The sequence below is a fragment of the Streptomyces sp. P9(2023) genome, assembly GCF_032436795.1.
Lineage (GTDB): Bacteria > Actinomycetota > Actinomycetes > Streptomycetales > Streptomycetaceae > Streptomyces.
Genome location: NZ_JAUPWM010000497.1, coordinates 1 through 269 on the forward strand (window position 1 = coordinate 1; position 269 = coordinate 269).

At 45.0% G+C, this 269-nt stretch carries 1 protein-coding gene; it reads right to left on the reverse strand.

The genetic code is table 11. The features are described from left to right. The coding region (locus Q5762_RS38515; protein WP_315896968.1) for a hypothetical protein at positions 1-269 on the reverse strand (269 nt) is incomplete at both ends.

The window sequence follows — 269 nt, forward strand, 5'->3', positions numbered from 1 at the left end:
TGCCAATTCACTTCTTCATCAGGCGTGTCTTGACGACGTGCCTTACGTTGTTGGTCTAGAATTTCACCAAAGGCCACATGAACACGATATTCTTGTGTCTTCTTTACGTATTTTACGTAGAGAGGGGCGTCAACTAACTCGTCATCTCCGCTATGTAAGACAATACCAGCCCCGCTGTGACCACGTAGCATAGTACGAGCAACCACAATAGTTCCTTCATCTAACCACCCTTGTGCTTCTTCTTTGCTTGTTGTGAACATAGGGTAATT